The organism is Chelatococcus composti (genome assembly GCF_014201415.1).
Classification (GTDB): Bacteria; Pseudomonadota; Alphaproteobacteria; order Rhizobiales; family Beijerinckiaceae; genus Chelatococcus_A; species Chelatococcus_A composti.
Window position 1 is genome coordinate 473,417 of the sequence record NZ_JACHEH010000001.1, and the last position, 24,466, is coordinate 497,882.

At 67.5% G+C, this 24,466-nt stretch carries 17 protein-coding genes; 7 read left to right on the forward strand and 10 right to left on the reverse strand.

Annotated features, from left to right (window positions below):
- Positions 1 to 5 precede the first annotated feature (5 nt).
- The 5 genes from xylB to eda all read right to left on the reverse strand — a co-directional run bounded on the left by xylB (position 6) and on the right by eda (position 4,190).
- Positions 6 to 1,475, reverse strand: coding sequence for a xylulokinase (gene xylB, locus HNQ73_RS02320; RefSeq protein WP_183331821.1), 1,470 nt, complete (start codon positions 1,473 to 1,475; stop codon positions 6 to 8).
- A 44-nt stretch (positions 1,476 to 1,519) separates the two neighbouring features.
- The gene (locus HNQ73_RS02325; RefSeq protein ID WP_183331822.1) at positions 1,520 to 2,011 is read right to left on the reverse strand and encodes a DUF192 domain-containing protein; all 492 of its coding nucleotides are present in this window, start codon (positions 2,009 to 2,011) and stop codon (positions 1,520 to 1,522) included.
- Positions 1,992 to 2,603: a cold-shock protein gene (locus HNQ73_RS02330; protein ID WP_183331824.1), complete on the reverse strand. Its 612-nt coding sequence runs from the start codon at positions 2,601 to 2,603 to the stop codon at positions 1,992 to 1,994. The genes HNQ73_RS02325 and HNQ73_RS02330 overlap by 20 nt, the downstream gene beginning before the upstream one ends.
- A gap of 84 nt (positions 2,604 to 2,687) precedes the next feature.
- A complete protein-coding gene (locus tag HNQ73_RS02335; protein WP_183331826.1) occupies positions 2,688 to 3,485 on the reverse strand; it encodes an SIR2 family NAD-dependent protein deacylase in 798 nt (265 codons plus the stop codon).
- A gap of 60 nt (positions 3,486 to 3,545) precedes the next feature.
- Positions 3,546 to 4,190, reverse strand: coding sequence for a bifunctional 4-hydroxy-2-oxoglutarate aldolase/2-dehydro-3-deoxy-phosphogluconate aldolase (eda, locus tag HNQ73_RS02340; RefSeq protein WP_183331828.1), 645 nt, complete (start codon positions 4,188 to 4,190; stop codon positions 3,546 to 3,548).
- A gap of 189 nt (positions 4,191 to 4,379) precedes the next feature.
- Here eda and HNQ73_RS02345 point away from each other — a divergent pair, with 189 nt between their 5' ends.
- Positions 4,380 to 5,390, forward strand: coding sequence for a heparan-alpha-glucosaminide N-acetyltransferase (locus HNQ73_RS02345; RefSeq protein WP_183331830.1), 1,011 nt, complete (start codon positions 4,380 to 4,382; stop codon positions 5,388 to 5,390).
- A 61-nt stretch (positions 5,391 to 5,451) separates the two neighbouring features.
- Here the strand turns inward: HNQ73_RS02345 and HNQ73_RS02350 are convergent, their stop codons facing one another.
- The gene (locus HNQ73_RS02350; protein ID WP_183331832.1) at positions 5,452 to 7,923 is read right to left on the reverse strand and encodes an Rne/Rng family ribonuclease; all 2,472 of its coding nucleotides are present in this window, start codon (positions 7,921 to 7,923) and stop codon (positions 5,452 to 5,454) included.
- Between the two features lie 643 nt (positions 7,924 to 8,566).
- Here HNQ73_RS02350 and HNQ73_RS02355 point away from each other — a divergent pair.
- The 3 genes from HNQ73_RS02355 (at position 8,567) to prfB (ending at position 13,687) form a co-directional block, all read left to right on the forward strand.
- Positions 8,567 to 9,850, forward strand: coding sequence for an N-acetylmuramoyl-L-alanine amidase (locus tag HNQ73_RS02355; RefSeq protein WP_183331834.1), 1,284 nt, complete (start codon positions 8,567 to 8,569; stop codon positions 9,848 to 9,850).
- Positions 9,851 to 10,020: 170 nt separating this feature from the next.
- The gene (locus HNQ73_RS02360) at positions 10,021 to 12,432 is read left to right on the forward strand and encodes a penicillin-binding protein 1A (protein WP_183331836.1); all 2,412 of its coding nucleotides are present in this window, start codon (positions 10,021 to 10,023) and stop codon (positions 12,430 to 12,432) included.
- Positions 12,433 to 12,558: 126 nt separating this feature from the next.
- Positions 12,559 to 13,687, forward strand: a protein-coding gene (gene prfB, locus HNQ73_RS02365) for a peptide chain release factor 2 (protein WP_183331838.1) whose coding sequence is annotated in 2 segments (ribosomal slippage) — positions 12,559 to 12,627 and positions 12,629 to 13,687 — 1,128 coding nt in all. Because the reading frame shifts where the segments join, the coding sequence is not laid out codon by codon here.
- 30 nt (positions 13,688 to 13,717) lie between these two features.
- On the opposite strand, the gene HNQ73_RS02370 is transcribed toward prfB, so the two are convergent.
- Together HNQ73_RS02370 and bcp are read right to left on the reverse strand one after the other, a co-directional pair.
- Positions 13,718 to 14,881, reverse strand: coding sequence for a M23 family metallopeptidase (locus HNQ73_RS02370; RefSeq protein WP_183331840.1), 1,164 nt, complete (start codon positions 14,879 to 14,881; stop codon positions 13,718 to 13,720).
- A gap of 128 nt (positions 14,882 to 15,009) precedes the next feature.
- Positions 15,010 to 15,471 (reverse strand): thioredoxin-dependent thiol peroxidase, encoded by a 462-nt coding sequence (gene bcp / locus HNQ73_RS02375; RefSeq protein WP_183331842.1) that lies wholly within the window; start codon positions 15,469 to 15,471, stop codon positions 15,010 to 15,012.
- A gap of 253 nt (positions 15,472 to 15,724) precedes the next feature.
- On the opposite strand from bcp, the gene HNQ73_RS02380 reads away from it, so the two are divergent.
- A complete protein-coding gene (locus HNQ73_RS02380) occupies positions 15,725 to 19,165 on the forward strand; it encodes a YhdP family protein (RefSeq protein WP_183331844.1) in 3,441 nt (1,146 codons plus the stop codon).
- A 291-nt stretch (positions 19,166 to 19,456) separates the two neighbouring features.
- Here HNQ73_RS02380 and tyrS read toward each other — a convergent pair whose 3' ends face one another.
- Both tyrS and HNQ73_RS02390 read right to left on the reverse strand, forming a co-directional pair.
- Entirely contained in the window at positions 19,457 to 20,710 is a 1,254-nt protein-coding gene (gene tyrS / locus HNQ73_RS02385) for a tyrosine--tRNA ligase (RefSeq protein ID WP_183331846.1), read from the reverse strand.
- Between the two features lie 77 nt (positions 20,711 to 20,787).
- On the reverse strand, positions 20,788 to 21,447 hold the full coding sequence (locus tag HNQ73_RS02390; protein WP_183331848.1) for an alpha/beta hydrolase: 660 nt from the start codon (positions 21,445 to 21,447) through the stop codon (positions 20,788 to 20,790).
- A gap of 258 nt (positions 21,448 to 21,705) precedes the next feature.
- Here HNQ73_RS02390 and HNQ73_RS02395 point away from each other — a divergent pair, with 258 nt between their 5' ends.
- The gene (locus HNQ73_RS02395; protein WP_183331850.1) at positions 21,706 to 22,893 is read left to right on the forward strand and encodes a cysteine desulfurase family protein; all 1,188 of its coding nucleotides are present in this window, start codon (positions 21,706 to 21,708) and stop codon (positions 22,891 to 22,893) included.
- A gap of 50 nt (positions 22,894 to 22,943) precedes the next feature.
- Positions 22,944 to 24,419: a Fe-S cluster assembly protein SufB gene (gene sufB / locus HNQ73_RS02400; protein ID WP_183331852.1), complete on the forward strand. Its 1,476-nt coding sequence runs from the start codon at positions 22,944 to 22,946 to the stop codon at positions 24,417 to 24,419.
- Positions 24,420 to 24,466 lie beyond the last annotated feature (47 nt).

Genomic DNA, 24,466 nt, shown 5'->3' on the forward strand with positions numbered 1-24,466 from the left:
TTTGCCTAATCGGCCTGAAACACACCCCTCAACGCGCGGTAGAGGCGCTTGAAGCGGGCGAAGGTCGGCCGATAGGCCTCGGCGAGGTTCCTGTCCGGTTCGATGATATCCGCAACGGGCGGCGTCCGGCATACTGCCGCCGGCCCTTCGCCGGTCGTCGCAATGCGGGCGAGGCGGGCGGCGCCGAAGGCCGGCCCCTTCGCGCCGCCGCTGTAGAGCACGACGGGACGCTCCAGGGCGCTCGCCATCAGGCGCATCCAGAAGTGACTGCGCGAGCCGCCGCCGATGGCCGCAACCGAGGCGGCGTGGGTTCCTGCCCGGGCGAGACATTCCTGCGCCTCGGCGAAGGAGAAGGCAACCCCCTCGAGCACCGCCTGGACCATTTCCTCCTGCGTCACGTCCGGCGAGAGGCCGAAGAAGACGCCGCGAGCGTGCGGATCGTTGTGGGGCGTCCGCTCGCCCGTGAGATAGGGCAGGAAGAGGGGCCGGGCGGGGCGGCCCGAGAAGGCGGCCTCGGTGCGCGCGAGCAGGGCTGCGATGTCGTCGGCGCCGAGAATCCGGGCCGTCCAGGCGAGCGCGCTCGCCCCGTTGAGCAGCGCCGCCATCTGGAACCAGCGGCCGGGCAGGGCGTGGCTGAAGGCGTGGACATAGGCGTCCGGGAAGGGGCGAAAACTGTCGGTGGTGACGAAATACTGCCCGGAGGTGCCGAGGGAGAGGAATGCATCGCCGTCCTCCACGGCCCCGATGCCGATCCCGCCGGCCGCAGCGTCGCCTGCACCGCCGGCGACCGGCAGCCCCGGCGGCAGGCCGAGCGCCTCGGCGGCCTCGGCCCGCAGGGCTCCGGACACGGCCGTGCCCTCGACGAGGCGCGGCACCTGCGCACGCGTAAGCCCCGTGGCGGCAAGGATCTCGTCCGACCAGTCGCGGTGCGCCTCGTCGAGCCAGAGTGTGCCTGCCGCGTCGGACATGTCCGTGACCGCTTCTCCCGTGAGCCGAAAGCGAACGTAGTCCTTCGGCAGGAGCACCATGGCCACTTTGCGGAAGGTCTCCGGTTCATTTTCGGCGAGCCACAGGAGCTTCGGCGCCGTGAAGCCGGGCATGGCGGGCACGCCGGCGACCTGGCCGAGCCCCGGCAGGCGGCGGGCGAGCTCGGCGCATTCGGCATGGGCGCGGCCGTCGTTCCAGAGAATGGCCGGGCGCAGGAGCTCGCCGGCCGCATCGAGCAGCACCGCGCCGTGCATCTGGCCGGAAAGGCCGAGGCTGCGCACGGCCGCGAAGGCTCCGGGTGCCGCGAGGCGCAGCCCGCCGAGGGCCGTCTCCACAGCCCGCCACCAGTCCTGCGGGTTCTGCTCGGCCCAGAGCGGGTGAGGGCGGGAAACGGTGAGCGGCACCTCCGCCTCGGCAAAAAGCTGCTCGTCCTCACCGACGAGGACGGCTTTCACTGCCGACGTGCCGATGTCGATGCCGAGATACATGCGCTCACCGGGCGCGGAAGCGCCCGCCCTGGTCGCTGCAGCGCCTACCGGCCGGAGAACAGCGGATGCTCCACCTTGTCGCCCGGCTTCGCACCGATGCGGGCGGCCGTGCCCGCATTCAGCTCCAGCACCGAGAGGACGGGCTCGCCAGAGGGCACGATGCGGGTCGACAGCGGCTCTGTGCGCTGCGCGATGCGCGCGATGGTGCCGTCAGCCCGGATGAACAGCATGTCGAGCGAGATGTAGGTATTCTTCATCCACATCGCGACTGGTGCCGTCTCGCCGAAATCGAAGAGCATGCCCCTGTCGGCCGGCAGGAACCGGCGATGCATCAGGCCGGTGGCGCGCTCCTCCGGCGTGCGCGCGACTTCGACAGCGAAGGAGTGGGCCCCGCTTGCCGTGTGGATCGTCAGGGTTTCGAGAGACTGTGCAGCGGCGGTCGCGGCCCAGGACAAGGCAAGAACAGCCGCAAGGCCAAGGCGCGAGCGCAGCCAGCGGCTCACAGTGACACCGGCCTCAGTGGGTCGCGGGCGCATGGCCCCCGTCCGCCGGCCGCACCTCTGCCGCCATGAGGCCTTTCGGCCCCTGGCCGAAGCGCACGAGAAGCTGCTGGCCCGGCTTCACATCGGTAATGCCGTAGCGCCGCAGGGTCTCCATGTGCACGAAAATGTCGGGCGTGCCTTCCCCGCGCGTGACGAAGCCGAAGCCGCGAAGGCGGTTGAACCACTTTACAGTGACCATCTCGAGCGCGCTCGTCGGCACGACGGTGACGTGCGTGCGCGGCGGGGGCAGTTCGCTCGGGTGGACGGCGGTCGACTGATCCATGGAAATGATGCGCACCGCCTGCAGGCCGCGCGGGCGGCGCACCACCTCGCAGACCACGCGTGCCCCTTCATTGGCCGTCTCGTAACCGTCACGCTTCAGACAGGTGACATGCACCAGCACGTCCGGCAGCCCATTGTCGGGCACGATGAATCCGAAGCCCTTTGCAACATCGAACCACTTGATGTGGCCGGCAAGCTCGACGATCGGCTCGGTGACCGATTCGAGTCCTTCGCCCGAAAGGCGCGCGTCGTCCGACGGGGCTACCTTGGGCATGAAACCTTTAGAAGAAAATTCGTCAGACATGAAAACCACCAGCCGAATCGTAGAGAACGATTCCCCATACAAGGATAACACTCACAGACAGGGCGCAAAGTCAGAATTCATGAATTAATCAATACCTCTCCCTTCGTCACCGGACAGTTGGGCAAGTTGCATGCAGATTGTGCCGATCTCACCGTTCAGGACAAGGTCGGCGATGCCGTCGAGCGGTGTCGGTTCGCGGTTGACGATGACGAGCCGCGCTCCGTGCCGCTTCGCTGTGACCGGCAGCCCTGCCGCAGGGTGGACCAGCAGCGACGAACCGATGGCAATGAAGAGGTCGCTCTCCTCCGCCAGCGCCTGGGCCCGCTGCAGGGCCTGCTGCGGCATGGCTTGCCCGAAGGAGATGGTGGCGGCCTTCACGATGCCGCCGCAACGCTTGCAGGCGGGCGGCTCGCCGGTGGCTTCGAAGGCCGGGCGGATCTCTGCCAGCTCATGTCGCTCGCCGCAGTCGAGGCAGGTGGCATAGGTGCCGTTGCCGTGCAGCTCGATCACCTGGTCCGCCGGCACGCCGGCGGCCTGCTGCAGGCCGTCGATGTTCTGGGTGATGATGGCCGGTGCCTTGCCCGAAGCGACGAGCTCGGCAAGGAAATGATGCCCACGCCCCGGTTTTGCGCCGGCGTAGAGATCGTCCATGACGAACTTGCGCCGCCACGCCTCGCGCCGCGCCTGTGGGCTAGCGACGAAGACGTCGAAGGGGATGGGCTGGTTCGCGAGCCAAGGGCTGCCCGGCGAGCGGAAATCGGGCACGCCGCTCTCCGTCGAGATGCCTGCCCCGGTGAAGGGGGCAACGACCTCGGCGCGCGCCAGCCAGTCGGCCAACACCTCGATATCCTCCTCGAGTGCGGCGGGGTCGTATGGAGTCATCGGCCAGGGCCATTTATACGGGCGCCCATTGAAGCAGCCGGAAAGGCGCGCCGCAACTGGTCAGGCCGCTCGTATTTCGTCTACCTTCCTGCGGGCCCTGGCGGCCTCGTCGCGGATCGCGCCCCAGTCTCCGGCGGCGACCGATGCGGCGGGCGTGAGCCAGGTGCCGCCGACACACATCACCGTCTTGAGGGCGAGATAGTCTCCGAGATTGTCGGTGTTGACGCCGCCCGTCGGGCAGAAAACGACGTTGGGGAAGGGGCCGGCCAGCGCCTTGATCATGGCGATGCCGCCGGCCAGCTCGGCCGGGAAGAACTTGAGGGCCGTGCGCCCGCGTTCGCCGGCCCGCATCACCTCTGATGCCGTGGCGACGCCGGGCAGCCAGGGCAGGCCGGCCGCCCGGGCGGCGTCGTCCAGCGTCTCGCTGAAGCCGGGGCTGACCACGGCCTTCGCGCCGGCGTCGCGAACCTGGGCAAACTGTGCGGGCTGCACCACCGTGCCGGCAATGACGAACATCCCGGGACAGCTGCGGGCAACGGCCTCGATGGCGGCGAGACCCGCCGCGGTGCGCAGTGTAAGCTCGATGACGTCGATGCCGCCCTCCAGCAGGGCATTGGCCAGCGACACGGCCGCCGCTGCGTCGGGCACCGAAACGACCGGGATGACACCGCAGGCCTTCATTCGCTCGATATGGATGTCGCTCATCTCTGGCTCCCTCGGTTGTCCGGTCCCCTTGCTTTTGACGCGAAGCGAAGGCGCCCGCAAGCCAAATTCAAACGATTTAGCTGCCGGTGGCTCCTTGGCCTTCGTCTGGTCTTCGTTTCTCGCGCGGGCAAAAAGCGTCTATGAGCGAAAGGCCCGCGCAGGAGACGGGTGGAGTCGGAGGGAGAATGCATGACGTCCGCCAGGCACGGGCCGACCCTGTCCGCGACTGTCGCCGACGTGGCTTCCCGCCCGCCGGCCGAGGCCGGCCGAGGCCGGCTTCTCGGCATCGACGTGATGCGAGGTGTCGCGCTCCTGGCCATGGCGGTCTATCACGGCGCGTGGGATGCGAGCCACCTCGGGCTCACGGGCGTCGACATCGTCCATGAGCCCGGCTGGCGGTTCTTCGCCCGTGCCATCGCCACCTCATTTCTCCTGCTCGTCGGTTTCAGCCTTGTTCTCGCCCACGGCCAGGGCATCCGCTGGCGCCCCTTCCTGCGGCGGCTCGCGTCGGTTGCCGTGGCGGCCGCGGCGATCACCGTCGCGACGTTCATCGTCTTTCCGCGCAGCTACATCTTCTTTGGCATCCTGCACTGCATCGCCCTGTCGAGCCTGCTCGCCCTGCCGTTCCTGCGTCTGCCGCCGGTGCTCACCGCAGTTGTCGGCATTGCGGTTGTAGCCGCACCCTCCATGGTTTCGGCGCCCCTCTTCGATCTGCCCGTCCTTGCCTTCGTGGGCTTGGGCACGGAGACGCCGGTGTCGAATGATTACGTGCCGCTCTTTCCCTGGTTCGGGCCGGAGCTGCTCGGTGTCGCGGCGGGGCGGCTCGCGGTCGACAGGCATCTGACCGGTTGGCTGCGGGCGCGCCGGGAGCCGGGCAGGGGCGTGCGCCTCATCGCCTGGATGGGCCGGCACAGCCTCGCCTTCTATCTGGTTCACCAGCCCGTGCTGTTCGGCCTCATGTTCCTCGCCGCCCAAGCACTCGGCGTCACCAGTCAGCCGGCAGCGGCGACGGGGGTTTTTGCGCAATGCCGCGCGAGCTGTGAGGCCACCGGCGTCTCGGCTGCCTCGTGCACGCGCTATTGCACCTGCGCCGACGGAGCGATCCGCGAGGAAGGCATCGACCTTGCCGACCCGTCGGACGAGGAGAGGGCACGTATCACGGCCGTCATCAACCGCTGCCGGGCGACGGCGAAGCCCTAGCAGAACGAAAAACGGCGGGCCGAGGGCCCGCCGTTTCCGACGAATGGACGCCTGCGACGGCTCAGCCGCCGGTGAGGCTCGCCTTGGCGCGAGCCCACCAGCCCGTCCGCTTCGGCCGGTTGGTTTCCTCCGCCACGGGCTTGGGCGCGGCAGGCTGTTGCGGCTCGGGCGCGGGCGCCTCGGCGGGGGCGGCAGGCGGCTCCGGCTGCGCGGCAGCGTCATTCTCCTCAGCAGCGGCCGGCGAAGCGGTCACTTCGGCAACAGCCCCGGCATCAGCCCCTGTGGCAGCGGCCGGAGGAGCATCCTCCTGCGCGGCGGGGGCGGAGACGCTCTCGTCGGGCGCACGCTTGCCGGAGGAACGGCGCGAGCGCCGCCGCCTTGCCGGCGTTGCTGCGGCTTCCTCGGCCGGCTGTTCGGCACCCAGCTCCGGCTCGGCCCGTGTCTCGGCCGCGACCTCGGCCACGGCCTCGGCTGCGTCGTCGGCTGCGGCGACAGGGGCGGCGGGTTCGGCCTGGTCCTCGGTGTCAGGCCCGGAAGCGTCGGACGTGGGCGCACCCTCGGCAGTGGCCGCGGCAGCCGCCTCGCGGCCTTCGCCACCGCGCCCGCCGCGACGGCGGCGACGCCGCCGGCGACGCTTGCCGTTGCCTTCCTCGCCGGCGGCGCCTTCCTGCGTCGCACGAGCCTGGGGCGCAGCCTCCTCGGCCGCGTCCTGCCGCTCCTCGGCGGCTCCGGTCTCGTCCTCGGCGGCCGGCGCGCTCTCGATGCGGATGCCCGTAGCCGGTGCGCGCGCCTCGGTTCGGGCGACGGCATCGCCGCGCTCGATGGTGAAGTTCGTGGTGCCGGACAGCGTGTCGTCGCCGAAGATCGAGATGCTCACATCGAAGCGCGTCTCGAGCTCGCGCAGGTGCACGCGCTTCTGGTTGAGGATGTAGAGCGCCACCTCGGTCCGCGTCTTGACGATGATGTTGTGCTGGGCGCTCTTGAGCAGCGCCTCCTCGATGGAGCGCAGGATGTGGAGCGCGACCGACGCCGTAGCGCGGACGAAGCCGGAGCCGCCGCAATGGTGGCACACCACCGTGGAACTCTCCAGAACGCCGGTGCGGATGCGCTGACGCGACATCTCGAGCAGGCCGAAGGCCGAGATGCGGCCGACCTGGATGCGGGCCCGGTCGTTCTTCAGGCACTCCTTCAGCTTCTTCTCGACGGCGCGGTTGTTGCGCTTCTCCTCCATGTCGATGAAGTCGATGACGATGAGGCCGGCGAGGTCGCGCAGGCGCAGTTGGCGCGCGATTTCCTCGGCTGCCTCGAGGTTCGTCTTCAGCGCCGTGTCCTCGATGTTGTGCTCGCGCGTGGAGCGACCCGAGTTCACGTCGATGGAGACGAGCGCCTCCGTCTGATTGATGACGATGTAGCCGCCGGACTTCAGCGTCACCTGGTTGGAGAACATCGCGTCGAGCTGGGCTTCGACGCCGTAGCGGGCGAAGAGCGGCTGCGGATCCTTGTAGGGCTTCACCACCTTGGCATGGCTCGGCATGAGCATGCGCATGAAGTCCTTAGCCTCGCGGTAGCCTTCGTCGCCCGCGACCAGAACCTCGTCGATGTCCTTGTTATACAGGTCGCGGATGGCGCGCTTGATGAGCGAGCCTTCCTCATAGACCAGCGCAGGGGCGGTGGACTTCAGCGTCAGCTCGCGCACGCTCTCCCACATGCGCAGCAGATATTCGAAGTCGCGCTTGATCTCCGCCTTGGTGCGCGTGGCGCCCGCCGTGCGCAGGATGACGCCCATGCCCTCCGGCACGTCGAGCTCCTGCGCGATGGTCTTCAGCCGCTTGCGGTCGGTGACGTTGGTGATCTTGCGCGAGATGCCGCCACCGCGCGCCGTGTTGGGCATCAGGACCGAATAGCGGCCGGCGAGCGAGAGATAGGTCGTAAGGGCGGCGCCCTTGTTGCCGCGCTCCTCCTTGACCACCTGCACCAGCAGAACCTGCCGGCGCTTGATCACTTCCTGGATCTTGTACTGGCGGCGCAGCGGGCGTTGGCGGCGGTCCGGCACCTCCTCGCCCACGTCGGCGCCGCCGAGCTGCTCGATGACCTCATCCTCGCCGTTGGCCTCGGCCGAATCGGCGTCGGCAGCGGCCGCATCCTCGGTCTCTGCGGCTTCGCTGACGGAATCGTCGCCCTTGCGCGAGCGCTTGGCCTGCTTGCGACGGGCGGCGCGTTCCTCGTCCTTCTCGGCCTCGCGCTCGGCCTGGGCCTCTTCGGCCAGCAGCGCCTGACGGTCGGCGACGGGGATCTGGTAGTAGTCGGGATGGATCTCGCTGAAGGCGAGGAATCCATGACGGTTGCCGCCGTATTCGACAAAGGCGGCCTGCAGGGACGGTTCGACCCGCGTAACCTTGGCGAGATAGATATTTCCGCGAAGCTGCTTGCGATTGGCGGATTCGAAGTCGAACTCTTCGACGCGGTTACCGCGGACGACCACCACCCGGGTTTCTTCCGGGTGGGAGGCGTCGATGAGCATCTTGTTTGCCATGTTGAACTCTCATACGGGCGACCTCCGGCGTGCCGCTGGGCAATCCGTGCGAAACAACGTCTGCTCCGCCAACAGGAAGGCGGCAGGCGGCGTTCGACGATAGGTCGCTGGCGCTCCGCTGGACACGGGCGCGTGGGGTGATGGGAATGCGGTGTTGTGGAGGACGAGAGGCGAGCCGTGCGAATATCCCCTGTCCATCGCGCCGCGTCCTGCGGTCTGCGATGGAGTATGCCGGGCGATCGCTGTCAGGCTGCCCATAATCCTCCGATCCTTAGCCTCAAAACGCCGGCGCCGCGGCAAGGACCGGGGTCGACGTGAAAACGCTGCGGACGATCCCGCAACGAAAATGACAACCGCCGCTCCGGCGCGCCGCTTCAAGGCCGCGCCCGCCTGCCCATGGGGAGGGGGAATTGCCGCGGCACAGCCGCCCGATTCGAGGAGGCGACCAACGGCGACGCCGAAAACAGAGTCGCCTTTTCATTACAGACGGGTGCGGCGGTTTGGCAAGAGTCATACGTGATTGTTGCAGGAAGGCCACGGAGGGAATGCGAGGCCCGCCGCATTGGTGAAGAAGTGTTAACCAGCTGCTCCCTATCTCTTAATGGATGGTTTCTCACAGAGACGGCGGCGGGACAGGGGCCGGATGAAACGCATCGGCATCGACGCAGGCGGCACGGGCGAGGCGGTGGTGCGCCGCCGGGCCGCGAGGCTGCTCGCGCTCTGCCTCGGCGCGCTCTGCCTTGTCCTCGCGGAACCGGTCAAAGCCCAGGATCCGGCGCCGGCGCCCGCGGGGGCGGCCGTGGCTGTGGCGGCCGAGGTCAAGCCGGACGGCGCAACCACCCGCCTCAGCCTGACCATTTCGCGCCCCGTTGAGGCCAGGGCTTTCCTGCTGGAGCGGCCCGACCGTGTCATCATCGACCTGCCGGAGGTGAACTTCCAGCTGCCAGCCAATGCCGGGCGCAAGGGGGCAGGGCTCGTCGCGTCCTATCGCTTCGGTCTCTTCGCCCCCGGCCGCTCGCGCATCGTCATCGACCTCGCGCAGCCGGCGCTCGTCGAGAGCATCGAGAACCGGGCGCTCGGGGAGGCGACGCTGCTCGTCATCGAACTCTCGCGTACCGACCGGGCTACCTATCACAGGATGGCCTTGAAGCCGATGGTGGAGCCGGAGCCGTTGCCGGCCGCCGCCATGTCGCAACCGGCCGGGACGACCGACGACAAGCCGCTCGTGGTCATCGATCCAGGCCACGGCGGCGTCGATCCCGGGGCCATCGGCGTCAACGGCGTCGCCGAGAAGGATGTCGTCTTCGCGTTTGCCGAGCGCCTGAGGCAGCGTCTCGAGGAGACGGGGCGCTACCGCGTGATGTTGACCCGCACCAGCGACACCTTCGTTTCGCTTGCCGGGCGCTGGCGCATGGCCCAGAAGGCGGGCGCCTCGCTGTTCATCTCCATCCATGCCGACACCCTGTCCGATGGCAGCCGCGTGCGCGGAGCAACCGTCTACACCGGCTCGGGCTTCGCCAGCGACGCCGAGTCCGAGCGACTCGCCGCCAAAGAGAACCTGGCCGACCAGATCGCCGGCCTCGACGTGGTGGAGGATCCGAACGAGATCGCCGGCATCCTGGCCGACCTGACTAAGCGCGAGACGCGGGTGTTCTCGCTCGACTTTGCCCAGAAGGTGGTGGACAGCCTGCGCGACGTCGTCACGCTCAACAAGAATCCACTGCGCTCGGCCGGGTTCATCGTCCTCAAGGCGCCCGACATCCCCTCCGTGCTCATCGAGCTTGGCTATCTGTCGAGCGCCAAGGACGTGGACCTGATGACGTCTGACGCCTGGCGCGACAAGTCGAGCGCCGCGCTCGTGAAGGCGGTGGACAGCTTCTTCGCAACGCGCCTCGCGGCCCAGCCCGGCGCCGCAGTTTCTCCATAGATGCGCAGGATAAGTCCGACTCGCCCGGCTTTTTCCGCGTCGTTCCCGTCTTCGGTTTCTGGTCACACCGGGCGGGCTCGTGTTAGGGAGGGGAAGCCGGCGCATCGGTGGATGACCATCGACCTCGCTGCGGCGGCGAGGACAAGCAACGGGCGACGGGCCTTCGACGGATGCGTTTGATAGTTCGCTTTCTTGGATTTCTGTTCGCGACCGGGGCGATCGTCTTTGCCATCGGCGCGGCCGTCGTCGGGTTCTTCGTCTGGAAGTATTCCCAGGACCTGCCGGATCACAAGCAGCTCGCCAATTACGAGCCGCCGGTGATGACGCGCGTGCATGCGAGCGACGGCAGCCTCGTGGCCGAATACTCGCGCGAGAAGCGCATCTTCCTGCCCATCCAGGCGGTCCCCAACCTCGTCATCCAGGCTTTCCTCTCCGCCGAGGACAAGAATTTCTACAAGCACAACGGTATCGACCCCGAGGGCATCGCCCGCGCGGTCATCACCAACCTGCGCGCTCCGGGCCGGCGCCAGCAGGGCGCCTCGACCATCACACAGCAGGTCGCCAAGAACTTCCTGCTCACCAACGAGCAGACCTACGAGCGCAAGATCAAGGAAGCGCTGATCGCGCTGCGCATCGAATCCGTCTACTCGAAGGACAAGATCCTCGAGCTCTACCTTAACGAGATCTATCTCGGCCTCGGCAACTACGGCATCGCGGCGGCTGCTCTCAACTACTTCGGCAAGTCGGTGCACGAGCTGACGCTGCCGGAGGTGGCCTATCTCGCAGCACTGCCGAAGGCGCCGAACAACTATCACCCCTTCCGCCAGCGCCAGGCGGCCATCGAGCGGCGGAACTGGGTCATCGATCGTATGCGCGAGAACGGCTACATCACGCGTGAGGAGGCTGATGCCGCCAAGCGCACGCCGCTCGAGGTCAACCCGCGCACGCTGTCGCCCAACACCTATTCCGCCGGCTACTTTGCCGAGGAGATCCGGCGCGAGATCGTCGAGCGCTATGGCGAGAAGGCCCTGTACGACGGTGGCCTGTCCGTGCGCTCGACCTTTGATCCGAAGCTGCAGGCGATGGCGCGCAAGGCTCTCGTGGACGGCCTCGTGCGCTACGACGAGGCCAGGGGGCTGCGCGATCCGGTCGACACCATCGATCTGTCGCAGGGCGAGTGGGGCGCCGCGCTCGCCGAGATTCCGGCGCTCGGTGACGTGCACCCCTGGCGGCTTGCCGTGGTGCTCGACGTCAACGACCGCGAGGCCACCATCGGCCTGCAGCCGGCGCGCGAGGTCTCGGGCAAGCTCTCGAGCGTGCGCGAGACTGGCAAGATCCTGCCCGAAGGCATCAAGTGGACGCGCAAGGCCCGTCTCACCCAGGCGCTCAAGCCCGGCCACGTCATCTATGTGGAGCCGATGGCCGACAAGCGCGGGCAGTATCGTCTGCGCCAGATTCCGGAAGTGTCCGGCGCCATGGTGGTCATGGATCCGAACACCGGGCGCGTCTTTGCCATGGTCGGCGGCTTCTCGTTCGACCAGAGCGAGTTCAACCGCGCAACGCAGGCGCTGCGCCAGCCGGGCTCCTCGTTCAAGCCCTTCGTCTACGCCACCGCCATCGACAACGGCTACACGCCGTCATCGATCGTCGTCGACGGGCCGATCGAGATTATCTCGGGCAACGAGGTGTGGCGGCCCAAGAACTACGATGGCAAGTTCACCGGCCCGCACACGCTGCGCTACGGTATCGAGCGCTCGAAGAACCTGATGACGGTGCGCCTGGCGCGCGACGTGGGCATGCCGCTGATCGGCGAATATGCGAAGCGCTTCGGCATCTACGACGATCTCGCGCCCTATCTGCCGATGTCGCTCGGTGCCGGCGAGACGACCGTACTGCGCATGACCACTGCCTATTCGATGTTCGTCAACGGTGGCAAGCGCATCAAGCCGACGCTCATCGACCGTATCCAGGACCGTTGGGGCCGCACCATCTACAAGCACGACGAGCGCATCTGCCAAGGGTGCGACGCCGACGAGTGGCGCAACCAGCCGGAGCCGCAGCTCATCGACAACCGCGAGCAGGTCATCGATCCGCTGACGGCCTACCAGATGGTCTCGATCCTCGAAGGCGTCGTGCAGCGGGGCACCGCGACGGTCGTGAAGAGCGTCGGCAAGCCGCTCGCCGGCAAGACCGGTACGACGAACGATGCCAAGGACGTGTGGTTCGTCGGCTTCTCGCCGGATCTCGCCGTGGGGATCTATCTCGGCTACGACCGTCCGCGCTCGCTCGGCAACTCTGCGACCGCCGGCCAATATGCGGCGCCCATCTTCCGCGACTTCATGGCGATGGCGCTCGAGGGCAAGCCTGCGACGCCCTTCCGCGTACCGCCGGGCATCAAGCTGATCCGCGTCGACGCTGCCACGGGTCAGCGTGCGACGGGACAGGGCGGGCGCACCATTCTGGAGGCGTTCAAGCCCGGCACGGCGCCGCCGAACGGTTATGTGGTCGGCTACAGCGGGGCCCCGGCTGAGACCGATGCCCCATCGGCCGGTGTCGGCAGCGGTTCCGGCGGCCTTTATTGACAGCGGGCCGCCCAGCTGGCTCTCCCCGGTTTACATCCGGGGCGGGGCTGGCTAAGAGCCATACACGCCCGGCGAGAACGGCATGGCCGGGCGGAATCTTCCATCGATTGCAGGACGAAGGCGAGCATGCGCGCCGAAATCGAGACGTTGGTTGATGCCGTCAAGCAGTCTGTCGGACTGCTGAGGAGGCATCTTTGACTGGGATCAGGCGAAGCGGCGTCTAGCCGAGCTCAACAACCTCGCCGAGGATCCCTCGCTGTGGAACGATGCGGAAGCCGCGCAGAAGATCATGCGCGAGCGCAATGCCCTCGAGGAGAGCATCACGGCTGTCGAGCAGATCGAGCGCGATCTCGCCGACGCCATCGAGCTCATCGAGCTGGGTGAGGCGGAAGGCGACGAGTCCGTCGTCAGGGAGGCCGAGGAGAGCATCCGCGCCCTGCAGGCGGAGGCTTCGCGGCGCCAGATCGAGGCGCTGCTGTCCGGCGAGGCGGACCAGAACGACACCTACATCGAGATCCACTCCGGCGCCGGGGGCACCGAGAGCCAGGACTGGGCGCAGATGCTCATGCGGATGTACATCCGCTGGGCCGAGCGACGCGGCTTCAAGGTCGAGGTCATGGAAGTGACCGAGGGCGAGGAGGCGGGCATCAAGTCTGCCACACTTCTCGTCAAGGGGCACAACGCTTACGGCTGGGCAAAGACGGAATCGGGCGTACACCGGCTCGTCCGCATCTCGCCGTTCGACTCGAACGCGCGGCGGCACACGAGCTTCGCTTCCGTGTGGGTCTATCCCGTCGTCGACGACCGCATCGAGATCGCCATCAACGAGGCGGACTGCCGGATCGACACCTTCCGCTCCTCTGGCGCCGGCGGTCAGCACGTCAACACGACGGACTCGGCCGTTCGCATCACCCATATCCCGACCGGCATCGTCGTGGCCTGCCAGGCGGAGCGGTCCCAGCACAAGAACCGGGCGACGGCCTGGGCGATGCTGCGCGCCCGCCTCTATGAACTCGAGCTGCAGAAGCGCGAGGAGAAGGCCCAGGCCGAGGCTGCGTCAAAGACCGACATCGGCTGGGGGCACCAGATCCGCTCCTACGTGCTGCAACCCTACCAGCTGGTGAAGGACCTGCGCACGGGTGTCCAGTCCACGAACCCGCAGGAGGTGCTCGACGGCAAGCTCGACCCCTTCATCGAGGCTTCGTTGGCCCAGCGTGTCTATGGCGGCAAGGTCGAGGTCGAGGATATCGACTAGCTTGCGCGGCGGGCGCCGAGGCAACCGCTTTCAGTGGATCTCGGCGAGGCGCCTGCCGGCTGCGATGAATCGCTGCGGATCGACGGGTTGTCCGCCGATCCGCGTTTCGTAGTGGATATGGGGGCCGGTCGAACGGCCCGTGCTGCCGGCGTTGCCGACCACGTCGCCCGCCGCGACCGCATCTCCCTCCCGGACCGTGATGGCGGACAGATGCGCATAGCGCGTCGTGACGCCGCTGACGTGCTCGATCTCCACCACGTAGCCATAGCCGCCGCCACGGCCGGCGAAGACGACCTTGCCGGGCCCGGTGGCGCGCACCGGGGCGCCGTAGGGGGCGCGAAAGTCGATGCCCGTGTGGAGTGCTGGCGAGCGCAGGAAGGGGTCGAGCCGGACACCGAAGGGGCTCGTCGTGTCGCCCGTCTCAGCAGGGCGGCCGAGAGGCAACCGGTTAACAACGTCCGCGGCCCGCTCGGCGAGCGTCAAGGTGTGCCTGAGGCTTTCCGCCAGGCTGTCGAACTGCATCGAGGCGCCGGCCTGCACCGGCACGTAGGGGCCGCCGATGCCTTCCCCGGCCAGGCCGTCCGGCAGGCGCTCAAGCGGCTCGGTGGGCAGGCCCACCGCGCGCACGACGTCGAGATAGCGGTCGAGGCGCTGCCGGGAGGAGGCCAGTATGCCGGACAGCGCCGCCGCCTGCTTCTGCGCGAGGCTGGCGAGCTGCGCATCCGTACGGGCGAGGCGCTCTGAAACCGGCACGTAGCGGGCCGCTCCCAGCCGGGCTTTCTCGGCATCGCCGTGCCGGGCTCCCTTGGCAGCCGGGATGTGGTGGCCCGCACCGGCGCTCGCGGCGACGGGAGAAGGCATGTTGTCTCGGGCGCGGTCGAGGCCGTTCGCCTGCTGCTGCAGCGCATCGACCTGTGCCTGCCGATGCTCCAGTTCACGCTGGCGTTCCAGCTGCCGGGCGAGGCGCTCCTCGACACGCTCCTGCTCCAGATACTGGCGACTGGCGACGAGATCGAGCTGCCGGCGCAGGGCGACGAGCTGGTCCTCGTAGGCGAGGGTCAGTCGCTGCTGGCGCACGATAAGAGAGGCGACGACGTCATCGCGGAAGAGGAGCATCCACGTCGCCACGCCGGCCCAGGTCAGCACTGCCATGAAGGCGATGATGGCCGCAACCTGCACGTGGACACGCGGCATCCGGGTACAACGCGCCGGAAGGCGCAGGCGCAGGGGAAGCGGGAAAGGGCCGAGCAAGCGAATGTCTCCAGGGCTTCGAGCACCCTGAAGATTAAGAGTTGTTAGGGTTAAGCATTCGCAAACGGTTCCTAGAGCGCCCGGGCGGCGGCGAGAACCTCATCCGCGTGGCCGTCGACCTTCACGTTCCGCCAGATGCGGGCGATTCGCCCGTCGCGCCCGATGAGGAAGGTGGAGCGCAGGATGCCCATGAACTTGCGTCCGTACATGGTCTTCTCGCCCCAGGCGCCATAGGCCTCGATGGCCTTTCGGTCTTCGTCCGAGGCGAGCGTGATCGCGAGATCGTGCTTGGCGCGGAACCGGTCGTGGCGGGCGACGCTGTCGGCGGAGATGCCGACCACGTGCGTGTCCGCGGCCTCGAACTCGTTGCGCAAGGCATTGAAGGCGATGGCTTCCTTCGTGCATCCGCTCGTGTCGTCCTTGGGGTAGAAGTAGACCACCACCTTCTTGCCGGTCATGTCCGAGAGACGCACTTCGGTGCCGCCCGCAGCGGGCAGGCAGAAATCGGGTGCCTTGTCGCCTTCCTGAACCATCGTCTCGCCTTCCTTTCGTCCGATTCTGCTCGCTATGCCTCCAGCGAGGCGGCGAAGCCTCCGCCTACCCGCCCATCGATTGCTTACGCGGAACAGGCTGGCCGTTCCACCCGCCTCGTCAAGGGCGGTGCTGGAAATGACCACGCGAATGCAAGCACGCGAACCGTCGCGGCCACGCCGGTGGTCGGATCAGCGTTCCCGTGTCGCACGAATCGTGGGAGACGATTGAGACGCCCAGGGGAACCGGACCGGAGTGACGACGCTGTTCGCCAGGAGATGGAATGAGGCCGGCGACGGCACCGGACAGGCGCAGCGGGTGCTGCCTTCGCGTCGCCGCACGGCGCGCCGCGTGCTGCTGTCGCTCATTGCCCTCATCATCCTGCTCGTCGGCGGCCTCGTGGGGCGAATCGCCTGGTCTCCCATCGAGATCGAAGGATTGTCGACCCGCATCGAGGCTGCTCTGTCCGAGCGCGTGGGCAAGGGCTGGGACGTCGGTGTCGCGAGCGCCGCCATCGACTACACACGGTACGGGCCGACGCTGCGCGTCTCCGGCATCGACATCCGCAATGCCGAGGGAGCGAGCGTCCTCAAGGCAAAGGCGGGGGAAATATCGCTCAGCTTCCTCGGCCTTCTCGTCGGGCGGATGAGCCCCAGCGCCGTGGTCTTCAGTGGCCTCGACCTGCGTCTCAACGTCTCGCAGTCGGGCGAGCTCTCCTTTGCCGCGACTGACGAGGAACCAGCGCCGTCGCTGGCCGAGCCGCAGGGGCAGCAAGCGTGGCCTCCCGCGGTGGCCGAAGGGGAAGCGCAGGAGCAGCTGCCGCTCGCCGCCGCTGTCGTCTCCCTGGTCGACCTCATTACCGACCGCGACACGCTCTTCGGCTCCATTGACCATTTCGGGCTGAGCGATGCCCGGCTCGTGATCGTCGATGCCCAGCGCCGGCCCCGGGCGCGCTTCGGCGATGTCTCGCTCCAGTTCAATCGCAAGACGGGGCTGACACGCTTCAATTTCGGCCTTCGGGGCGAGCATGGCCCGTGGAGCGTCTCCGGCGTGGTGCGTGGCGAGCACAACGGCACCCGTGAGGCCCAGCTGCATGTGTCGCGCGCGCCGGTGTCGGATCTCCTCCTGTTCGGCGGGATGAGCCATTCGCTCGTGACGACGCGTATGCCGCTCTCGGGCGAGGTATCGCTGGCAGTCGACGGGGAGGGGCATCTCAAGGCCCTCGACGCGAGTCTCAACGGGGATGCAGCCATCATCTACATCGACGATCCGGACCAGCCGCCCATCGACGTGGACGACGTCGGCCTGCGCCTGAGCTGGAATCCTGAGACCCGGGCGTTCGATGTGCCCTCGGCCTCCTTCACGGCGGGTGAGACGCGCATCAATCTCACCGGGCGGCTTTCCGCGGGCGAGGGGCCGGACGTGCCGTGGCAGCTCGACGTCGCCGGAAAGGCGGCCGTGATCGAGCGCCTGACAGGCGCTGAAAAGCCGCTCACGATCGACGACATTGCGGCCGAGATCGTTGGAGGAGAGGCAGGCGGCGTCATCGTGCGCCGCCTTTCCGTGACGGGCCAGCACTTCGCGGTCGTCCTCTCCGGCAGCGCCGGCACGCCGGATGATCGAGGAGGCGTGCGGGTTTCCCTCACGAGTACGGAATCGGACGCGCGGGCCCTCCTCAGGCTGTGGCCGGCCTTCGTCGCATCCGGCGTGAGGCGTTACCTCATCGACAACATGCGGGCGGGAACGGTCCACGAGCTGTCCGTGAACGTCAATCTCGACGCCGAGGAGCTGGTGGCCTCGCGTCAGAAGAAGCCGCTGCCGCCCGAGACGGTCGATGTCCGCTTCCGCATGACCGGCGTGGATCTCCTGCCGACGAAGGGGCTGCCGGTGCTGAGGGACACGGCAGCGCGCGGGACGGTGGACGGCAACAGCGTCAGCGTCTACCTGCCGCGCTCGGAGGCCGTCCTGGAGGGTGGCCGCAAGTTGGCGCTGTCGGAGGGCTTCTTCGCCGTCGCCGATCTGCGCAGGCCGGCGCAGGCACTCATCAGCCTGCGGATCCAGGGCGGGGCGGACGCTGTCCTTGCGCTCGTCCGCAGCGACGCCATCCGCGAGCGGATGGAGGTCGATCTCGACCCGGCGCGCGTCACCGGCAATGCGGACCTCCGGCTCGAGCTGTCCCTTCCCCTCATCGACGAGCTGAAGGCCGAGGACGTCAGGGCAGAGGCAAGCGGAGAGCTGACCAATCTGGGTGTCACAGGCATCGCTGGTGACAAGAGCCTCGAGAAGGGCCGCTTCGCGCTCACGCTCGACGGCGACCTCCTGACGCTTGACGGGGAGGGACGTTTCGCGGACTTGCCGGCGACCGTCACGCTCAGGCAGCCGCTCGCCGGAGCGGAGGGGCAGGCCGCGATCAGGCTGACGGTGGACGATGCGGCCCGCGCCCGTCTTGGCTTCGATCTCGGCCGCAAGCTGACGGGGCCCGTCACCGTCACGGCTGACCTGTCGCTCGGTGACACTGCCCGGCAGCCGAAGAGCATCGGGATCGACTTCACCAGGGCCGCCATCAACGAGCCGCTGCCGGGCTGGACAAAGCCGGCGGGCCGCGAGGCGAGTCTGACGTTCAATCTGGTCGAGAAGGACGACGGCTTCGTCCTCGAGAAGCTCGCGCTCGACGGCGCCGGTATGTCGGTGAAGGGCGGCCGCGTCGTCCTTCGTGGTGACGGAAGCTTCACCGAGGCGGAGTTCTCACAGATCAAGATATCGCCCGGCGACGACGTGCGCCTGCAGGTTGCCCGCGTGCGCGACGGCTACAAGGCCACGGTGCGCGGCAACGTACTCGACGCGCGGCCGTTCCTGCGCAAGGTCTTCGCCCGGGGCGGCAGCAACGACGCATTGGACATCGACCTCGACGTTGCCGTGGACATCCTCGGCGGCTTCAACAGCGAGATCGTCTCCAAGGCGGTCCTGAAGCTTGCCATGCGCAACGGCAATGTGACCGGGCTCGCTTTCAGCGGCTCGTTCGGGCGCTCGCCGGTCACCGCCTCGCTGTCGCGCGGCGGCGGGGGTGAAACCTACACGGTCGTTCAGACGGCGGACGCGGGGGCCGCGTTGCGTTTCGTGGACATCTACCAGCGCATGGCGGCGGGCCAGCTTGTGCTGCAGTGGCCGCCGGCAAACGGCAACGCTGCCGGCATCCTCAACATCCGGGACTTCTCGCTGGTCGACGAGCCGGCCCTGCGCCGCATCGTCTCCGCCCAGCCGCGCGAGGGCGAGCGCGTGACCGTCAACGACGTGCCCTTCACCAAGCTCAAGGTGGATTTCACGCGCGCGGGCGGGCGCATCAACATGCGCGAGGCGGTGATCTGGGGGCCGCAGGTCGGCATCAGCCTGGAGGGCCATCTCGATCTCACCAATGAGACGCTCGACCTCTCGGGTACCTATGTGCCGGCCTATGCCCTCAACAACATCTTCAGCCAGCTGCCCGTGATCGGGCTGCTGCTCGGTGGCGGCCAGTACGAGGGACTGTTCGCAGTGAACTTCCGCGTCCGCGGCCCGATGTCCGGGCCGACCATGACGATCAACCCTCTTTCGGCCATCGCGCCAGGCTTTCTGCGCAAGTTCTTCGACGCCGGGCGGGCAGACAGCGGCCAGGGCGGCACCGATCCGTTTCCGCCGGTGCCCGCGAATCCGCAGTGAAGCGCGCCGGCCATGCTCCCCGGCGCGCCCATGAGCCGCGGCCAGCGTGAGGCCGGCCGTTCGCGCCCACCGGGCCGAAGCGGGCGAGCCGGGCCGGATCCATCGGCGGCAGGTCCGGGTCACCCTCGTCGAAGACGCAGGAGCTGACGAGCGTCAGCGATCGCACCCGTTGCGGCTGCTCGAGGGCCACGAGCTGGGCGATCATGCCGCCTAATTGAGGACGTTCGACGTCCGGGCGGACGCCGACCGCCGCTGCGATCCTGCATCACAGGACCGGTGCGACCCGATGCGTCAGACCGCCCGCAGCAGCACGTGCTTCTTCTTGCCAAACGACAGCTTGATGACGCCGTCGGCGGTAAGCTGATCGGGATTGAGGATGGCGCGCTCGTCGCTCACCACCACATCGTTCACCTTGAGGCCGCCGCCCTTGATCTGGCGTCGCGCCTCGCTGGTGGAGGCAACGAGGCCGGCCCTGACGAAGGCGGCCAGCACGCCGAGGCCGGCCTTGAGCTCGTCGGCGGGCACCTCGACGCTCGGCAGATTCTCGGCCAGCGCGCCCTCCTCGAAAGTCTTCCGCGCCGTCTCGGCCGCCGTCTCGGCCGCCTCGCGGCCGTGGACGAGCGCGGTGATCTCGGTGGCGAGGATCTTCTTGGCCTCGTTGAGCTCCGCGCCCTGGAGCTGCTCCAGCCGCGCGATCTCGTCGAGCGGCAGGTCAGTGAAGATCCTGAGAAAGCGACCGACGTCGGCATCCTCGCAGTTGCGCCAGTACTGCCAGAGCCCGTAGGGCGGCAGCATGTCCTCGTTGAGCCACACGGCGCCGGCGGCCGACTTGCCCATCTTGGCGCCGGAGGCGGTGGTCAGCAGCGGGCAGGTGAGGGCGAAGACCTGTGTGGAATCAACCCGGCGGGCCAGTTCGATGCCGTTGACGATGTTGCCCCACTGGTCCGAGCCGCCCATCTGCAGGCGGCAGCCGTAGCGGCGGCTGAGTTCGAGGAAGTCGTACGCCTGCAGGATCATGTAGTTGAACTCAAGGAAGGAGAGCGGCTCTTCCTTGTCGAGGCGCGTCTTCACCGATTCGAAGCTCAGCATGCGGTTGACGGTGAAGTGCCGGCCGATATCCCGCAGGAAGGGAATGTACTCGAGCCTGTCGAGCCATTCGGCGTTGTCGACCATGATGGCATCCGTCGGGCCGTCGCCGAAGGTGAGGAACTTCGAGAAGACCTTACGGATGCCCTCCTTGTTGGCAGCGATCTGCGCATCGTCGAGGAGTGGCCGCGCTTCGTTGCGGAAGGAGGGGTCGCCGATGCGCGTCGTGCCCCCGCCCATCAGCACGATGGGCTTGTGGCCCGTCTGCTGCAGGCGGCGCAGCATCATGATGTTGGTCATGTGCCCGACGTGCAGGCTCGGCGCGGTCAGGTCATAGCCGATATAGGCGACGATCCGTTCCTTCGTGGCGAGGTCGTCGAGCGCCTCGGCATCCGAGATCTGGTGGATGAGCCCGCGCTCGTCCAGCGCGCGCAGGAATTCGGAACGGTACGTCGTCATGTCAGTCTGTCTTGCGTTGGAATGGGACGGGGCGCCCTGAGGCGCCCCGCGATCTGGAGCCTGTCTGCGCTCCTGCGTCAGGCGGCATTTTCCCGCGGCGTGCCGATGCGCTTGTCGAGATAGGCGTCGACCGTCCGCATCAGCTCGTCGATTTTGCCGTCGAAGAAGTGGTTGGCACCCTCGATAACCGCGTGCTCCAGCACGATACCCTTCTGGGTCTTGACCTTTTCGATGATGCTGATGACCTCCTTCGCCGGCGCAACCCGGTCCTCGGAGCCGTGGACGAAGAGGCCGGAGGACGGGCAGGGCGCGAGGAAGGAGAAATCATAGCGGTTGGCCATGGCCGCGATCGAGAGGAAGCCCTCGATCTCCGGCCGGCGCATGAGCAGCTGCATGCCGATCCATGCGCCGAAGGACACACCCGCAATCCAGCAGCTGCGCGCGTCAGGATTGAGCGCCTGCACCCAGTCGAGTGCCGCCGCCGCATCCGACAGCTCGCCGTGCCCGTGATCGAATGTGCCCTGGCTGCGCCCCACACCACGGAAGTTGAAGCGCAGCACGGCGAAGCCCCTGTTCACATAGGTGTAGAACAGGTTGTAGACGATCTGGTTGTTCATCGTGCCGCCAAACTGCGGGTGCGGATGAAGAATGATCGCGATGGGCGCGCCCTTCTTCTTCGCAGGCTGGTAGCGGCCTTCAAGACGCCCGGCAGGGCCGTTGAAAATGACTTCAGGCATGATCCGGCACCGTTACCGCAAGTGAATCGGCGCCACCGGGGGCCACGCCAGTGGCCGTGGGAATCTTGACATGCCGGTCGCGCACTTCTAAACCACGGTTAGAACTGTTCTAAGAGCCAACCTATACGTGCATCGGGTTGCATATGCAACCGACAGCGTGGGTGGTGGCTCCGGTGATATGGTCGCTCTTCTCTACCACATCAACTGGGGCAAAAAGCAAGGTTTGTGATCGACGAGACGAGGAGGCCGGCAGGAAGAATGGCGGGCATGCGTCATTACCTCGACTACAACGCCTCGGCGCCCCTGCGGCCGGCCGTTCGCGAGGTGATGCTGCGCGCCTTCGAGGAAGCCGGCAATCCGTCCTCCGTCCATGCCGAAGGGCGCAGGGCGCATGCGCTGATCGAGAGGGCGCGCGAGCAGGTTGCGGCCCTCGTCGGAGCCCGGGCCCGCGACGTGATTTTCACGAGCGGCGGCTCGGAAGCCAACAATACAGTCATGACGCCGTCGCTGCGGCGCGAGCCGTCCTTCGAGATGCTGGCGCTGCACCTCATGGGCGCCACCGAGCATGCGAGTGTTCTTTCGGGCAGCCGCTTTCCGGAGGAGGCACGCGAGACGATCCCCGTCGGCGCCGACGGCGTCGTGGATCTCGACAGTCTCGATGGCCGGCTGCGGCGCCTGGCTCAGGAGAGGGCGGGCGCCCTGGCGCTCGTCAGCCTGCAGGCGGCCAACAGCGAGACGGGTGTCATCCAGCCGCTCGCCGCGGTGGCGGAGGTCGTGCACCGCCACGGCGGACTGCTGCATGTCGATGCCGTGCAGGCGGCGGGCAAGATGCCCGTCGACATGGCCGCCTGGGGGGCGGACGTCATCACCCTGTCCGCCCACAAGATCGGTGGACCGAAGGGCGTCGGCGCATTCGTCACCCGTCCCGGCGTCGAGGTGCGCGAGCGGCTCGTGCGCGGCGGCGGCCAGGAGGGCGGCTACCGCGCGGGCACGGAGAATGTCGCGGGCATAGCCGGCTTCGGGACGGCTTGCGCGCTTGCGCGCGAAGAGCTTGCGGATTATGCCGCCGCCACACGTGCACTGCGGGACGGGCTGGAGGCCCGTCTTCGCGCGATCGAACCCGCAGTGGTGTTCTTCGGCGCCGCGGCCGAGCGGCTGCCGAACACGAGTGCCTTCGCAATCGACGGCCTGAAGGCGGAAACGCTCCTCATGCTGCTCGACCTCGAGGGCATGGCGGTGTCGTCCGGCTCCGCCTGCTCGTCGGGCAAGGTGCGCCGCTCGCACGTGCTCACGGCGATGGGGGTTCCACCCTCGCTCGCCGAGGGGGCGCTGCGCGTAAGCTTCGGCTGGGCTTCCACCGAGGCGGATGTGGAATCCTTCGCGACGGCCTTTCATAAAGTGGTCGGCGCTCTCATCTCTCGTCGCAAGGGGCTCAACGCCGCCTGAGACGAGGTCACCAACCCGCGGCCCTTGAAGCCGTGAGAGGAGGTAGTGCAATGCCTGCGGTGCAGGAAACGGTAGAACGCGTAAAGGCGATCGACGTCGAGCAGTACAAGTACGGCTTCGAGACGCAGATCGAGATGGACAAGGCCCCCAAGGGGCTCAACGAGGACATCGTCCGCCTGATCTCGGCCAAGAAGGGCGAGCCTGAGTGGATGACCGAGTGGCGCCTCGAGGCGTTCCGCCGCTGGCAGACGATGCGCGAGCCCAAGTGGGCGCGCGTCAACTACCCGCCGATCGACTACCAGGATCTCTACTACTACGCCGCGCCGAAGAAGAATCCGGCGCCGAAGTCGCTCGACGAGGTCGATCCGGAGATCCTGAAGACCTACGAGAAGCTTGGCATCCCGCTGCGCGAGCAGGAGATCCTCGCCGGCGTTGAGGGCGCAGGCTCGCGCGTGGCGGTGGACGCCGTCTTCGACTCCGTGTCGGTGGTCACCACCTTCAAGGAGGAGCTGAAGAAGGCGGGCGTCATCTTCTGCTCCATCTCCGAGGCGATCCGGGAATATCCTGACCTGGTGCGCAAGTACCTCGGCTCGGTTGTGCCGGTGTCGGACAATTTCTTCGCCACGCTCAACAGCGCCGTGTTCACGGACGGCTCGTTCGTCTACGTGCCGGAGGGCGTGCGCTGCCCGATGGAGCTGTCGACCTACTTCCGCATCAACGAGCGCAAGACCGGCCAGTTTGAGCGCACGCTGATCATCGCCGACAAGGGCGCCTACGTGAGCTACCTCGAGGGCTGCACGGCGCCGGCGCGTGACGAGAACCAGCTGCACGCCGCCGTCGTCGAGCTGATCGCGCTTGACGATGCCGAGATCAAGTACTCGACGGTCCAGAACTGGTACCCCGGCGATGCCGAGGGCAGGGGTGGTGTCTACAACTTCGTGACCAAGCGCGGCGACTGCCGCGGCGCGAACTCGAAGATCTCGTGGACGCAGGTGGAGACGGGATCCGCCATCACGTGGAAGTACCCGTCCTGCATCCTGCGCGGCGACAATTCCCGCGGGGAGTTCTACTCCATCGCCATCTCCACCGGCCATCAGCAGGTGGACAGCGGCACCAAGATGATCCACCTCGGCAAGAACACGACGAGCCGGATCATCTCCAAGGGCATCGCTGCCGGCCGCTCGGAGAACACCTATCGCGGGCTCGTCTCGGCACACCGCAAGGCGACCGGGGCGCGCAACTTCACGAACTGCGATTCCTTGTTGATCGGCGACAAGTGCGGCGCGCACACCGTGCCCTATATCGAGTCGAAGAACGCCTCGGCGATTTTCGAGCACGAGGCGACGACGTCGAAGATCTCGGACGACCAGATGTTCTACTGCCTGCAGCGCGGCCTGGACGAGGAGGAGGCGGTGGCGCTCATCGTCAACGGCTTCGTCAAGGATGTGCTGCAACAGCTGCCGATGGAATTCGCGGTCGAGGCCCAGAAGCTCATCTCCATCAGCCTCGAAGGCTCGGTGGGCTGACGCGCAAACGCAACCCAGGCCGTGAGGCGCTGCGGGCGACGTGGAAA